Source organism: Candidatus Woesearchaeota archaeon, assembly GCA_030651135.1.
In the GTDB taxonomy this organism is placed as follows: Archaea; Nanobdellota; Nanobdellia; order Woesearchaeales; family JACPBO01; genus JACPBO01.
Window position 1 is genome coordinate 94,163 of sequence record JAUSCS010000009.1, and the last position, 15,150, is coordinate 109,312.

General features: G+C 38.0%; 11 protein-coding genes. 2 read left to right on the forward strand and 9 right to left on the reverse strand.

Features of this window, described 5'->3' with window-relative positions; translation table 11 throughout:
• The 9 genes from Q7J54_05090 to Q7J54_05130 form a co-directional block, all read right to left on the reverse strand.
• The gene (locus tag Q7J54_05090; GenBank protein ID MDO8740916.1) at positions 1 to 621 is read right to left on the reverse strand and encodes a hypothetical protein; all 621 of its coding nucleotides are present in this window, start codon (positions 619 to 621) and stop codon (positions 1 to 3) included.
• Entirely contained in the window at positions 605 to 1,189 is a 585-nt protein-coding gene (locus Q7J54_05095; GenBank protein MDO8740917.1) for a winged helix-turn-helix transcriptional regulator, read from the reverse strand. The genes Q7J54_05090 and Q7J54_05095 overlap by 17 nt, the downstream gene beginning before the upstream one ends.
• 161 nt (positions 1,190 to 1,350) lie before the next feature.
• Entirely contained in the window at positions 1,351 to 2,271 is a 921-nt protein-coding gene (locus Q7J54_05100) for a nucleotidyl transferase AbiEii/AbiGii toxin family protein (protein MDO8740918.1), read from the reverse strand.
• Positions 2,262 to 2,873, reverse strand: a complete 612-nt coding sequence (locus Q7J54_05105; GenBank protein ID MDO8740919.1) for a hypothetical protein — start codon at positions 2,871 to 2,873, stop codon at positions 2,262 to 2,264. The genes Q7J54_05100 and Q7J54_05105 overlap by 10 nt, the downstream gene beginning before the upstream one ends.
• Before the next feature lie 72 nt (positions 2,874 to 2,945).
• A complete protein-coding gene (locus Q7J54_05110) occupies positions 2,946 to 5,573 on the reverse strand; it encodes a hypothetical protein (protein ID MDO8740920.1) in 2,628 nt (875 codons plus the stop codon).
• Between the two features lies 1 nt (position 5,574).
• Positions 5,575 to 6,537, reverse strand: a complete 963-nt coding sequence (locus Q7J54_05115; protein MDO8740921.1) for a PDDEXK nuclease domain-containing protein — start codon at positions 6,535 to 6,537, stop codon at positions 5,575 to 5,577.
• Position 6,538: 1 nt separating this feature from the next.
• A complete protein-coding gene (locus tag Q7J54_05120; protein ID MDO8740922.1) occupies positions 6,539 to 6,688 on the reverse strand; it encodes a hypothetical protein in 150 nt (49 codons plus the stop codon).
• A 13-nt stretch (positions 6,689 to 6,701) separates the two neighbouring features.
• Positions 6,702 to 9,728: a hypothetical protein gene (locus tag Q7J54_05125; GenBank protein MDO8740923.1), complete on the reverse strand. Its 3,027-nt coding sequence runs from the start codon at positions 9,726 to 9,728 to the stop codon at positions 6,702 to 6,704.
• A gap of 1 nt (position 9,729) precedes the next feature.
• Complete coding sequence (locus Q7J54_05130) at positions 9,730 to 11,865, reverse strand: hypothetical protein (protein MDO8740924.1); 2,136 nt, start codon at positions 11,863 to 11,865, stop codon at positions 9,730 to 9,732.
• Positions 11,866 to 12,050: 185 nt separating this feature from the next.
• On the opposite strand from Q7J54_05130, the gene Q7J54_05135 reads away from it, so the two are divergent.
• Positions 12,051 to 13,688 carry an IMP dehydrogenase gene (locus Q7J54_05135; protein ID MDO8740925.1) on the forward strand — a complete coding sequence of 546 codons (1,638 nt, stop codon included), beginning with the start codon at positions 12,051 to 12,053 and terminating at the stop codon, positions 13,686 to 13,688.
• Between the two features lie 19 nt (positions 13,689 to 13,707).
• Positions 13,708 to 15,075, forward strand: coding sequence for an adenylosuccinate synthetase (locus Q7J54_05140; protein ID MDO8740926.1), 1,368 nt, complete (start codon positions 13,708 to 13,710; stop codon positions 15,073 to 15,075).
• Positions 15,076 to 15,150 lie beyond the last annotated feature (75 nt).

Below are 15,150 nucleotides of genomic sequence, written 5' to 3' on the forward strand. Positions count from 1 at the left end.
TTAATTCCTTTTTAATTCATCTAAAATCTTGGTCTTTTTCAGCTTTAGCTGCCTTGGATTTAGCTCAAGGTATTGCATGTCTTTGAAATTCTTTATTATTTCAGTTAATCTGTATTTAAAATGTTCTATTTTGTATTTTTTTAGCAGCTCAAGATATTTTTTAAAGTTTATATCGGTGAAGCACAATAAAGTCATTATATCGATCCTGTCCTTTCCGCCTTTGACTGATTTTTCCCTGTCAATTTCTGCGCCTTGCTTTAATATTAATAGAGCTTCTGGGATCACAACATTAAAGTTTTCTATTTTTGTGGAATAATTTTTAAGGTCCTCAACAGGAATCGCCAATTTTGAGAAAAATGGGGCGTAAATATCAACATCAATCTCTTCGAAGCTTATCTCATATTTTTTAAGATTGTCATTCTTTTTTAAATTATAATTTTCCTTCAGATACTCCAATTGCCTCAGATCTGTTAATGCTATATCAAGGTCTTTTGATTTGTGCAGCTTTGTCCACAGGTAAGCAGCCCAGCCGCCAATAACTATAAATCCGAATGGCTTTTTATTTAATTCAACAAGAATGTCCCAGCTTTTTTCAGTCAATAAGCTATTCCAAAATTCCATTTAATCGCTTCTCCAGGGCCTTTAAAAAATCCTTTGCATACCATTCCCTTAAATTCCACAAATCGGCAAATAACTGGGCTGTTGTTGAGCTTTTGCCGTATTTATCTATGGCGCTGTCTTTTTTTAACACAAATAAGTTGGGGTTGTTGATATTTTTCGGAAATCTTTTTTCAATTTCTTCATCGCCATAAACATAAACTTCTGAATAATCCGCAGGGACATCCCCGAATTTCATTCTATACGCGGAATATGCGGCGTATACGGCAGTATCAGGCATTTCAGACTCTATTTTCCTAACAGGCTTTTCGACCCTTGTTTTATATATTGCGTCTTTTTCTATGTTCCTTGTGCTTGCCCAATAATAGAGGATTTTCTTGGCATCAATAACATCAAAATTCCTTTGGTTCACCTTTACTGAATTCATCTTTACTAATGGCTTTAATGCAAGATTCACTGTGCTTAATGAGATCTTTAAAGTTTTAGCTAATTCGGACTGCGTCAATGTCTTATTTTTCTTCTCTATAAACTGGTAGAGCACTTCCCTGTAGACAAATTCGATCTTTTTCACGATTTAAATTAAAACACCTTTATTTATAAATCTTTCGATTTTCTAAGAAAGATATTTAAGTTAGGTCATAGTAACTTAAAGTTACCATATGGAAACTCACAGCACTAGTGAAGCTTTCGCTTTTTGGTGAAAGCTATAAAAATACAGTAGAATGTGTATTGTTACACTTCAATTTCTTTAAGGATTTTTTGCAAAAATAGCCTGATTCTCACTGCAAAATCTTCAAACTCTTCTTTTTTCAAGTTCTGAACTATTAAGTGCTTTACTTCATCATAAGAAAAATCAATATTGCCGATTTTTTCCTTGATTAATATGAGGCTCTCCTTATATTTTTCATAATATTTGATTGCGAAAGCTATTTTTTCTTTTGCCTCTTTTGCCAAATCTTCCGGTTTTATCTTAAATCTTTGATAAATAAAAAAAAGATCAAGAGCGTCTCTTGATTTTTTGGCTTTTCTTGTAACTAAAGAGCGTATCTTTTCTGCTGCAATCTCTCTGATATCATAAGCAAGAAGCTCCCTTTTTTCATAAAAAACAATAAACTCCTGAAAGTAAATCTTTTCCTCGCTTCTTAGGCCCTCTTTTATCAAGGAGAGCGTTTCCATTGATTTTACTTCAAACTTAATTTTTTCTAGAAAGTTAATTTGCAGCTTTATAAAAGAAAAGGCGCCTGTAAAAACCGACTCATACCAAATTTTAAATGTAACAAGTTTGTTATTGCTCCCTAGCTCCACATATTTTCGGTCAGCCTTGTCAAAAACAAAATTTAAGCCAATAGCTTCAAGCTGTTTTCCAAGCTCATTTATCTTCTCCTTGCAGAGTTTCTTTATCTGGTTTGCAGATTTGTTCTCTAATAATTTTTGATTTGCAAACGTAAAATCCAAATCTTCCGAAAATCTGAAATAATCAAGGTAGATTTTTGCCAGGCAAGTTCCCCCTTTGAAAATATACTCCTCCAGATTTAATTTTGATAAAAGCACATTCAGGTAAAAATCCTTTTCGATAAGCTCAAGAGAGGCTGTCCCTGTCTTCTCTTGGATAAACAGCAGAAATTCCCTCAGCTTGGCTTTGTTTATTTCCATTGTAAAATTTGATTCACCCTCTTTTCTGTTGATCTGCCGTATCTGGGCAAATATTTTAAAAATATTTGCTTGCTGAATTTATATTCCTTTAGATCAATGCCCCTTTTTAAGTAAATGAAGTCCAATAATGTTTTTTCCAAATCACTATAGTTTAAAATAAGCTTATTTGAAGTTTTTATCCTTTCAAGCCCAAAAAACAGGGAAGGCTTTACTTTAATGAAAAGAAAGCTTGTACCGGCAATTTTCATGGGCTTGAGCCTGTTAAACCTGTCATTAATAACATAATTTACTGGAAAGACTTCATGTGTGAGATTCAGGAATTTTAATGCGGAATTCAGCCCAAAATGCCATTTTACCCCTTTAAGCTTCAATCCTGCTGACAATAATTCATACGGAGAGTATCCGATTCTATTGAAGTTTTTTTCTTCATAGCTTTTAAGGTAATATATCCCCCTGAAGATAGTTACCAAGTAGCCTTTGTTTAGCAAAAGTTTTCTTAAAGAGAGCCTGTTAAACTTGTACTTATCGGCAAGGCCGTCTAAATCTTTTCTTGTTATAATCTTGCTTTTCATCTCTCTTAAAGCAATCTCTGTTTTTTTCATATTACATTTCCACCTTTTAGTTGAAATATGATATAACTATTTAAATCTTTCTTTTTCAGAACAAGTAATTTTTTACCAATCTTCCCAGGAAGATGCTGTGCCGCCAGTGGTTGTTGTGCCTGTTTCTGTTCCTTTCAGCACTATGCCGCTTGCTTCAGGTATTGTGTTGCATGTCATGTCTATGCCGCCAGATTCGAATACGAGGCAGATTGTGTTATAATAATTAAAGCTGTATTTTACGATAATAGCATCTCCGGTCAGAGAGAAAGTTTGGCCGCTCTCATTGATCATCCGCGATCCATTAAAAACAGGCTTTTTCATGCCAGATCCCATGACATAGATGTTGAACTTTGTGTTGTCTTCCACTGCCTTGACATAAGCTGAGATCTTGTAAAGGTATTGGACTACATTCTGCGTTATGTTTATTGTTTCATTCTCAAACGGAACTGGCGGAGACCTTTCTGCTGATATTGTAGCAGCTGCCTGGAAAACTCCAGGTGCAGTTTCAACCATTGCAACATTTGACGGAACGCTTTCAATATTTGACTTGCAGATCTCGCTTGTCCAGTATTCTGTGCCAAGATAAGCGCTTGCAAATGCCTTGTCAACAGACTCTCTCCATTCATTAAGCTTGTCATCACCCCAGATCAAGGATGAGAATCCCGACAATCCAGAGAATTTTGTGAGGGCAAAGTCAAGGCGACCGAAGAACTGCTGTGTTTTAAACTGGGTTACTTCAGATTTGATGTATTTGAGATCATTGTCATTACAAGTTCCGCCATTACAAGTGTATGTTTTAGTTTTCTCATCATATTTATATAGTGAGTTACCAAGCCCATCTGTTACCTCATAAGAAGCCATATTTCCGTTTTCAGTGGTTACAACAATCTGTTTATTTTCACTGTAAGTTGTATCCACAGTTGTATATGAAGTAACTTGATTTTGGTCATCACGCGTATAGGTCAGTTTTGTTCTTGATAGAATCTGCCCAGTCGAGTCTGTTGTCACTGTCGCCAAATCTTCAATAAGATTTTTGTTATTATATTCAGTTGTTCTTTTAGTTGTTACACCGTTCTCTGTAGTGCTTGATGTGGTGGTTACAACACCATTAACTACGCCAGTAACCTCCTCATTATTATAGTAAAGAACATCCTTGTCCTCTTCTTTTTTAGTGCTAAATTTAGAATAATCGGTGCTGTCCCAATCAACCACGTTGGTAATTTTGTTAGAAGTATCAAAATGAAATTTCAGTGGTGCAACTGCCTGCGTCTGCACTGCAGGCTCTGCTACTCCAGACGCGGTTATTGGTGGTTCTTGAATTGGCAGACTGCTTGCTGGCAGTGCTATCAATCCTGCAGGAGGTTCAGTTGTACTCGTACCTAAAGTAGGATTATCATACTGCCCTGTAGCAGGATTATAATCCCATCCTGTAGCAAGATCTGTATATATGCCTGTAGTTACATCATAACTCCATCCTGTAGCAAGATTGATAAATGTGTTCGTTTTAAAATCATAATCCCATCCTGTTGGTGTAGGTGTTTGTGGTTCTACTTCTGTTGGTGGCAGTGTTACTTCTAGAGGTGATCCCAGTACTTCTATTGACTGTACATTACTCATACCACTCACTGCTGTAGCACTGCTAACCCATTTTTGGTTTGTGTTATCCCACCAGTAAGATTTAGTTCCCGATATGCCATCCCACCAACTTCCTTCCTTATAGTAATTTATTGTGCCATCAGCGCTCTTTATAAAATAAGTTGCTCCTTCTGGTGGAACAATTGATGTTACTACTATTGGTGTGGTTGGTGCTACTTCTGCTGGTGGTGCTTCTGGTGCTGGTGGTGGTGCTATTGCATACTCCTCAGTAATCACTGTCCCGTCTGAATTGTAATGTACTGCCAGGCTAGCTCCAGTAGCTTGCACATCATACCGCCCATCTTCATAAGAAAAAACATAATAACCTTCAGCTATTTTATTGCCAGATGAGTCGTATAATACATCGTTGCCATATGCAGTATCTTTCACACTATATCTGCCATCTTCATAAGAAAAAACAGAATAACCTTCAGCTATTTTATTGCCAGATGAGTCGTATAATACCTCTTTGCTATCTCCAGTAGCTTGCACACTATACCTCCCATCTAAATAATCACTAACAGAATAACCTTCGGCTATCTTTGTTCCATCTTTGTATAAAACTTGTCCTCCTTCTTCTATTTTAATATCATAACCTGATGTTGCCACGGAAACTGCTGGAGTTGTTTGTGCTGTTGCTTGTTGCGCGTTTAGATCTGCAATACTAGATACTACATCATTGTAATATGGAAGTGTTGAAGAGGTCCCATAACCAGTTGCAGTTTTGCCTTCAGCTGTTGCAGTCACTTCATAAGCGCCTGTGTTTGAATTCCATACCGCTTCAGAATATGTCGCTGGTGGCATGTTTGTTCCATCTCCATATTGTTTCACCCAATTATTTTGAGCATAACTTTTAGCTGCTCTCTCCGCCATCAATTTTTGTTGAGTGTCACTTGGTTCAGCATAAGTTATAGTGGTTGTCACCATCCCCGTCACTTTCTCAAGCCCAGCCGCTCCTGTTGCTTTGTTCTCCCTCTGTACTGCGCTGAACAGGCCGAATGTAAATATAGCTGTAACTATTAAAACCATTAAAAGCGCTGCTCCGACTGATGGGTTTTTGCTCATTTTAGTCTTTTAGCTTTTCTTTTATCTCTTTTTCAGAGGGCAAATAAGCCTTATACTCAGCTACAAAAATATCTTTGCTTAACTTTCCTAACGCGTAATGAACTTCTTCATCGTTTTTCTCTTTGCAGATTATCAAGCCAATAGGATCTCTTTCGTCCTCAAGCTTGTTTTCCCTAAAATAAGTTAAATATTTATTTGCTTGGCCTACAAACTCTGGCTTGAATTTTTCTGTTTTTAATTCAACTAAGACAATGCATTTTAAAAATCTGTGATAAAAAACCAGATCAACTTTATGCCATTGGCCAGCAATTAGTATCTTTTGTTGGCTGCCCATAAACGCAAAACCATGCCCGAATTCCAAAAGAATTTTTTGGATGTTGTTTAATAAGGCACCTTCCAGTTGTTTTTCATCGTGATTCTTTTCCAGCTCTAAAAAATTCCAATTGTAAACATCCTTAAATACATCTTCAGGAGCAGGTAATTGTGGGGGCAATTTAACAGTTAATTGCCCTTTTTTCTTAATTTGCTTGTATTCATTATCCTTTATTTTTTTCCTAAGTTCTCTAATGCTCCAGCCTTCCCTTACTGACTGGATTTCATAAAATTTACGTTCTTCTCCTTTAATCTTTATTAACTCTACATAATGTGACCAGCTCAATTGTTGTGACACTGTCACGACAATCGGGTATGTTTTATAAAATTGAACTATTCTATAAAGTTCGTCTCTTCTAAAACTAAGGTCCTTAGCTAAATTGTCAATTACCCTTTGTCCATAATCAGCCCTATTCTTATGCGTTAATTCCTCTCTCACAATCCTATCGCCCACCTGCCAGTATGTTTGTACTTTAATATTATCGACTGCTTTATAAGCTCTGCCGAGTCCTTTTTGAAGGATAGACCGTATATCCCTGACTAAATCATTATATCCCTCAATCTCCTTTTTCATTTCTATCTCTTTTCCCATTTTATCTATCCATCCCCATCACTTTCTCAAGCCCAGCCGCTCCCGTTGCCTTGTTTTCTCTCTGTACTGCGCTGAACAGTCCGAATGTGAATATTCCTGTAACTATTAAAACCATTAAAAGCGCTGCTCCGAGCGATGGGTTCTTGTTCATTTTATTGTTTGCCTCAGATCTTCTTGCAGTAATCCTCGCCTTCCAGCTTCCATCCTTTGCCCATTGCCTTGACATCTTGTATTATGTCGCCTATTAATGAAAGAGTGTCGGTTATTGTGCAAATTAGATAGGGTTCATGTTGACCGATAAGCGGCTTACAATACCATGCTACAAGTGTTCCTAATATTTTTAACGGATCAGACAGCATATCTTTTATCATACCCATATAATAATCAAACATAGCAGTGAATGGAAATACCTTGAAAATTTCTCCTACAAAATACTTGCATGTTTCCTGGCTTTGGACTGCATCACAGGCGGAAATTGGAATTCCCTGCGGCACTTCATTCTGCAGGCAGTCTATGTACTGGCATTTTATCTGCCTGTATTTTTCAAGATTATAAATTATTCCGGGTATGCAAAATGTCAGCATACTCAATACAATGCTGTCTTTTGGGTTCATATAGCCGCTTGGATCTCTGCCAGTATAATCAAAGTTAAATGGTGTCTTGCCAGTCCAGCTCCAAACAAGGTCTCCACCCATTTTATCTATTAAACTGGTTCCTCCTGTTTGAATTTTGCCAATTATCCCAAATTTTCCATTTGGATCAACGTAAAGGCTGCAGGAAACGAATTTGCAAAAGCCATCTAAATAATCTGTTGCCTTTTTTAAGCCAGTTGTTGTAACTTCATTAGATGTTTGAGTAGTCATCAAAACTGGCTGCACAGCAATGGGTTGAAATTTCGCAATTACTGTCGTCCACTGAGTGATCTGAGTCCAAAGAGCCTTTAGCTTTCCCAAAGTATTCAGCAATCCGCAGATCTTCTCAGCATAATACAAAAACTTCTTCAATGTGCTTATCCATTTGCTATCCACAAGCCAGTTGTCTTTTTCTTTCTCTATTTTATCTTCAACGTTATCCCCAAATCCGCCCAGGTCGCCTTTATAGAAGCTCACAGCCAGGCTCAGATTCTCAACTTCAGGATAGTCCATTATTGTATTGCCAACCTGCGACATTATGTTCAGCGAGCAGTTATAAACCAATTCTGTAAGATTGTCTGCTGTTGCTGCAAACTGCAGTAAAATGTAAGGGTTAAGGCTCTGCTCTGCATTTATCAAAGAAGGATCTTCAGATAAATAAGCAACATCGCCAGTGCAGCTTCCAAGCTCCATGCTTAAAATTCCGGCATCAGGATTCAATGAACTTAAAGGAATGCTAAAATACATCCTCTGCTCGATAAGATTCATAACACCCAATTCAAGCGCATATGGCATTGCTGTTATTGTGCCAAGCTCCCAGTAATCCGGAGAAGTTTCATTGCCCACAGCAAGAATAACAATCGGGTAAGAATAAAGCAGGGAATTCCCAAAAGGATCTGAAAAATTAAATTTCAGATATGTTGAAAGAGGGCCTGATGCAATTCCGGTAGTCTCCCATAAACAGCTCCATTTTGAGCTTCCTAAATCAACACATGCGCCAGGCTCATTTTCTCCTAAGCCAATGCCTGAAAAATTAGCCATTGCATTTAAATCCTTGTCTTCTGTTAAATTCACAACAAGGGTAAGCAAATCACCTGATTTTGTATAGTTGTGGCTGCCAAGGGCATCAAAAGAAGACATAATTATAGAATCAACAGAAGGTGTTAATAAATCTGCTTTTACTGTTCCATAAGTAAGTCCTGTATAAGTATTGCCTGATCTGTCCTTTAAATCGCCGTAAATCCATATCTTACCATCTATATTGTTCGCAAGCGTTGATGTTACATTATACCAATAGCAGTCCCATGTTGAGCCAGATGCTGTGCAGTTGTTTGCTGCTACAGATGCTCCCCCGCCAATTTCGCTTAAATCAAGATAAACAGCATCAATGCCGGATTCTGCTTCTGTTATTGTAACCTTCAATGTATTGTAGCCAGAAACAATATAGCTTGTGCCATTAAATATGTTGTCTGTCCCAATGAATGTTACATCAGGAGCAGTATTGTCAATCCCGAAATTATATGTTATCTGCTCTGTCTTTGAATTGCCAGCACTATCAGTTGCTGTTATATTAATAATCTGAGTTGAATTTGCCGTCACAATCCTGCTGTTCCAATAGCATGTGAATGGCCCTGGCCCGGTGCAGCTGTCTGCTGGAACTGACACAGCATAGATTGGATTTATTTTCGACAAATCAGCTGAAACAGCTGGAACTATTCCGGAATCGTCGCTGACATCAACCGAAACAGTTGCTGAAATGCCTGCAGCCGGGATATAAAAAATTGAAACATCATTGCTTTTTATTGCGAATGAAGCTGTATCAATCGTAGGCGCGCTTAAATCAACAGACAATGTCTTGCATGAAGCAGATGATGAAAAATTAAATTTATCGTAAGCAGTTATGCAGACTGAAACATCGCTGCTTGTTGCTGTCAGCTGCGATGAATTAACTCCGAATGCGCCTGAAACAGAGCACGATGATGAGTTCAGGCTTATTTTCTGCAAAAATGCATTATTGCCGTAAACATCAATATTATTTATCCCCGAGCATTTTCCCGAGCATGTTGCATCTGTGCATGCTGTGTCATCCACTGTATAAGAAAAATTAATATCCTCTGCTCCAACAGATGTCTGCGTTGTATCAAAAGAAGATACAGCAGGCGCAGTATTGTCAACAGTTATTTCTGAGCTTGCTGTTGACAGCGAAACATTAGTGTCATTCCATAAATAAAGCGAAACAGTGTAGCTTTTCGGTGTTATTGCAAACTGCAATGAAGAATAGCTGCACTGAAATATTCCGCCTCCGATATTAACACAGGTTGAAAAGCTGTCAGTCCCAAATCTAACCTGATTCGGGGTTATATCAGAATCTCCGTCAAGCTCTGCCTGCGCTGTTATTAATGTCTGATCATCATATCGCCTATATCCATTAACGCCGTCTTTGCCGCTTATCGTATAGACAGAAAAGCTTGTTGCAATTGCATTTGCGCTGTAAACAGGGATTAAAATAATTAAAGCCATCATGAAAAGGGCAATTGAAGCGATTTTTTTATTCAGCATTTTATTCCCTGCTAAACAGCGGCTCTAGTTCCGGCCTTCTGTATTGGCCGCTGTAATCCTCTGTTTTTCCCATCTGCTCCAGATCCTCAATATGCCTGAAGCTGTAAGGATCTGCCTGCATTATATAAAATGTTACAAGATTGCTGCTGTCAAGCGAAGCAGCTTTCACATCCCACAATCCGGTTGCATTATTCAGCATTAAGCCGCCTGCTGTTATGCCATCTTCTGCTTTGAATTTCACTTCAGGAATTGTGTATTCAATATCATCGCTGAACAATCCACCGCTTTCTTTTCTTGTTTCTTCAGGGATTGTAATATTATCATACAGTATATTGTTGATTGTGACCTCATATTTCCCTGGAATTAAATTTATCTCGAATGTTTCGCTGATGTTTTTTCTAAACTCAGATGCCTGAACAAAATCTGTATCATAAACTGAATTAACCCTGCTAAGCACTAAGCTTGAAACTTCCTTGTTTGACAAGCTCAAAGGATTGGTGCTCAGAACCCAGTCTCCAACTGCATTTTTCCTGATCACTTTTTTCTTTATTGTAAAGTTCAGTGTCCTGTAAGGCTCCACGGACATTTTAACTGATTTTTCTTCATCGAGTTTTGTATCAAGGGCAGACAGCGGAGAGTAATAATTTTCTTTCACAACTGAAACAAGCCCGCCTGTGCAGATCGGGAACTTTGTATTCAACAATCCGTTCTCATCTGTTTGGCCGATAAAGCACGCATTTTCACCGCAGCCATAACTTATCTGGACATCTTTCAAAGCCGCTTTTGTTTTTGCATCTGTGATATTTATTGTTATATTGCCTGAATTTCTCTGGTTCTGGTTGCAGAAAAGAGACTTGCCTACATCTTCCTGTTTCTGAGCTATGTAGCTTTCATTGAATGCAGCATTATTCCGTATATTTGCTTCAAGGGCAATCCAAAATGTATAGCCTCTCTTGTTCAGGTCATTCGGGCTTCTGATTTCAACAACAACAGGATAAGAAACATCATAATAAAATTCATACTGCTGCATTCCAAAGTTGAAGCTTTTAAAGCTGGTTGATGCTGATGTCGGAGTTATGAGCTCGCCCTCGCTGTTTATGTCAAAGTAAATCGGCCAGCCAAGATAATTGAAGCTGAATGAAAGGTCATTTGAAATTTCAGGAAGAATAACTTTGTTGTAAAGCGCATCCTGATAGTCGCTGCCAGTTGTTATTCTTTTGTAAGTCAATGATTTATTGACCTGCATTAAAGGAATGTATGCCATTAAAATCCCTTCAATCTTGTTTTTGGTTTCTGTCTTTGTCCAGTATGTTGTCGGGCCAAAGTCAAACCTGAATTCTGATATTGGAGGAAGCTTTGACCTGTCAACATCTGAGAATGCTGAAATAAGGTTCATCGTATAGCGCTCAATATAGCCAAAAACAGGCTCCATCAATGCAAGATTCATCGCTGCATCATAAACCTTTTTCAAGTCGACAGGGACTTTGGCATTAAAGTGCTGCATTGCGCTTGCTGTCTGCTTTTTGACTGTGAGAGGGTAATCAACTGCTATGATGACTTGGTCTGTTATTATAACTTTTGCATCAACAGCAGCACTCGGAGTTATTGCAAATTCTGGCTTGAATGCATCATAATTCTTCAGGCACTTCGGAAGCTCCCTGTTTACATACCTTTCAATCTGCGCTTTTATTGAAGTGCTGCCTTCCTCAAGAGGGGGAATCTTGCCAAAGCTGAATCTGCAGTTTCCAGAGCATGCATTCGGAGAGGTCATATAATACCAGTAAGGGATCTTAAAATTACTGCCCGGAGAAAAAGCAACTGCATCTGATTCTGTAGGATTGTTTGTTATAATGAAAGAATACGGTGTTTGCAGCAGATAAGGATCATCCAGGCTTATATAGCCGCCGTGCTTTCCTATTTCAACAACAGCCTCTTCCCCCAGCTTTGCGATGCACGATTCTGTGAATGTTCTTATCGGCTCAAGCTCTGCAGGAATCTGGTCTATTGTTAACTTTACTTCCTCTTTTTTCTGGCTGACAAAAATAAGAATCCCGGCTGCAATAACGATGATTAAGCCGATTATTATAAATACTGTTATCTGGGCCTTTTTGCCTGAAAAACCTCTTTTAATTGGCATTTTTATTTATCATCAATAACCTTTAAGATTACTATATATAGTTTTCGGTTTTCTCTTGGATTTTGTTTTCGTCACCAATATACGACGATGAAAAAGTATTTTGCTAATTTACTGCATTCATTATTTTTGGAAATCACCATTACAGAATAGAAAATTATTTAAACGAATGAACTTTTTGATTTCTGATGGGGAATAAAACTGAACCGGTGATAATTAGCGAAAAGACTTCTAGAACTTTTGGGGAGTATAGGTTTTTGATAAATGAGGAAAAGACATACGAATATACTCCGGGAAATATTAATCTTCGTACACCCTTGACAAAATTCAATAACGATAAATGTGAGAAAGCTCTGATCGAGTTAAACACTCCTGTGATCTCTGCAGCAATGCAAGCCGTAACGGGGATTGATATGGCCGTGGCACTTTCATTGGAGGGCGGTATCGGAGCTATCTATTGCAGCCAATCTATAGGTAATCAAGCTGCGATGGTTGGAAGTGTTAAACGGTATAAAGCGGGTTTTCAAAGAAACGTTGTTTCAATATCGTCTACTGCATCAGTAGAAGAGGCCAAGGGTTTAATTAATAAATCCGGTTATTCGAATATTGCTGTAACACAAGATGGTTCTTCCAATTCAAAATTTTTGGGCGTAATAAATCAAAATAGGCTTAAAGATATTGCAGGAGATGAAAAAGTCAGCAATGTTATGATTCTTTTTACAAGTGATTCGCTTGAAAGAATAATCAACAACCTGATAAAAACAAATAGTAAAGACTGCACGATAGAAGTAATAAGAGCTGTCCGTGATTATATCACTTATGCAAAAAGCGGGGTTTCTTTGGAAGAAGCAAACTGCATTCTAAGTGAAAGCATGGTTAAATTTTTGCCAATAATTGGAAAAGAGGATATATTGGAATCAATGGTTTTTTCAAAAGATAAGGAAAGACATACAAACTACCCTTTTGAATTAGCAGATGACGACAAAAGGCTACTTGCATCAGCTGCGATAAACACACGCGATTATAGCGAAAGAGTACCTGAGTTAGTCAAAGCAGGAGTCAATATTCTTTTTATAGATGCTTCAAATGGATTTTCTCAATACAGCAGAGAATGTTTGCAATTTATGCAAAAGCATTTTCCGCATATTCCTATTGTTGCAGGCAATTATATAACAAAAGAAGGTTTTAGGCATGCTGTTGAAAATGGGGCATGGGCAGTTAAAATTGGAATGGGTGGCGGTTCTATATGTATCACTCAAGAGCAGAAAGGAACTGGAAGAGGGCAAGCAACCGCTTTATACGAGATAGCTGAAGAAAGAAATAAGTATTTAAAAGAGACTGGAATCTACATTCCGCTTATATCAGATGGAGGCCTGGTAAATGCGAAAGACATTGCTATGGCTTATGCATTCGGGGCAGATTCTGTCATGATGGGAAGATGGTTTGCAAGGTTAAAAGAAAGCCCTACTGAAATTGAAGAAAGAGGCGGACATAAGTTGAAACCTTATTGGGGGGAGGGTTCTATGAGGGCAAGAAACTGGCAAAGATACGGCCAAGAAAATTTTGAAGAGGGCGTTGAAGGATATGTTCCATTTGCAGGAGATCTTAAAAGCAATCTTATCGGACTAATGCCTAAAATAAAAGAAGCAATGTGCGATACAGCAAGGAAAAGCATACTGGATATGCACAAAAGGCCTGTTACGGTTGAGGTGCCTTCATTTCTTTCAATAAGAGAGGGAAGAGTTCATGATATAATACCAAAAGATGATGGCTCATTTTTTTCAGATAGATTGGGTCAATATAAAAACAATGAGTGGTCAGTTTAGATGACCATAAAATAATAAAATGCCAAACACAATCGTCGTAGGACTGCAATGGGGGGATGAAGGAAAAGCAAAAATTCTGGATGATTTAGTCCAGGAAGCAAAACAGGCCAATGATAAAAAAATATGGGTTGTTAGATTTCAAGGCGGCCCAAATGCAGGCCATACGAATTACATTCTTATGCCTGATGGAAGACTTGTCAAATTTGTATCCCATGCTGCGCCAATCGGAGTAACTAGCAATTCAGAAATAGGAATAGGCCCCAATGTTGCTTTTGATCCTGAAAAATTCATAAAAGAGGTTGAAGAAGCAAGGAAATTATTTGGCTATAATGCCGGAATCCATATCTCTGAAAGAACAGGAATCTTATTTGACTATCACAGAAAGCTGGATGCCTGGCAGGAGAGCTTAAGAACTGGCAATTTAAAAATAGGAACAACAGTTTCAGGAATCGGTCCTTTCTATATGGACAATGCTAATAGGGCAACAAGAATAACATTTGCAGAGTATGTAAGTGACAACTTCCATGATACGTTAGCAAAAGTCCTGGAACAAAAAAGCCATGAGCTGGTAGCAGCAAGAATACCCGGCCTAGTAACTGGCAAATACCTTGATACGCTGATTGCAACACACGATCCCATAAGAAAAGAGTTAAAAGAATGTGCCTGCGAACTTGAATATATATTAAGGGAGGCATTGGAAAAAGGAGAAAATATAATCCTTGAAGGAGCTCAAGGATCAATGTTGGATATAGACATGGGAACTAAGCCAACTCAAACTTCTTCCCACCTTTTAGCTACAGATCCGCTGGCGGGTTTGGGATTGCCGAGAAGCGCATTCAGGATATATGGCGTTGAAAAGCTTTATCCTACAAGAGTTGGCGAAGGTGTCATGCCAACATTGGCAGAAGATAATTTTGGAATTGAAACCCAGAAAAATGCTGGAGAAGTAGGAGCTAGTACAGGAAGAGACAGAAGAGTCGGCTATCCGGATTGGGTCATAATAAAATATACCGCTATGCTTAATGATATAGACGGAATTTATTTAACAAGAGTTGATAATGTACAAGATAGAGACATAAAAGTTTGCACAGCCTATGAGGTCAACGGGAAAAGAACAGAAAGGGTTCCTTCAAAATTAGAAACAGCAACGCCAATTTACTCTGATAAAATTTATAGCTGGCATTTATGGGACGGTCCTGCTGATTTATCCAAGCCCGAAGAAGTTGACAAAGCGCTTCATGATAAAAGAGCAGATTATGTTAAAGAAGGAAGTGGGAGCCTTCCTAAAAGTCTAAAAGAATACATTATTGATCATGAAAATTACATCAAAAAACCCATTATCGGCATGTCGATAGGTCCGGCAAGAGGAGAGATAGTTAAACTATAACCCCGAAACATAAATATCTATATAAAACCCAAAATTCTCTGTGTTAATACTAACAGAAAATGTTGTTATTGTTAA